The 240-nt window shown below is 45.8% G+C and carries 1 protein-coding gene; it reads right to left on the bottom strand.

All coding sequences use genetic code 11. The features are described from left to right. On the bottom strand, positions 1-240 hold a 240-nt coding region (locus AB4512_RS22370; protein ID WP_372175735.1), incomplete at both ends, for an aldehyde dehydrogenase family protein.

Raw genomic sequence — 240 nt, 5'->3', positions numbered from 1 at the left:
ACGCTAATCCATAAATGGTATCGTTGGCCATCTCGATAAGCTCTTCGTCCGTGTCGAATTTCATCACAGGCGCGACTGGGCCAAATATCTCTTGTTGAACGATGTCCATGCTGTGTTTTACATCTTTAAGAACAACAGGCTGAATGAAAAGCCCATTAAGCTCCTGAGTTGGCGTGACAGGCGCAGCACCTTGTTCAATCGCTCGGTTTATCAAAGCTTGGATGTTGTTCTTCGCATTCA

It is taken from the genome of Vibrio sp. 10N.222.52.B7 (genome assembly GCF_041474275.1).
GTDB lineage: Bacteria > Pseudomonadota > Gammaproteobacteria > Enterobacterales > Vibrionaceae > Vibrio > Vibrio crassostreae_C.
Note: the sequence above shows the minus strand (reverse complement) of the source record. Positions and strands in the feature narration are given on the sequence as shown.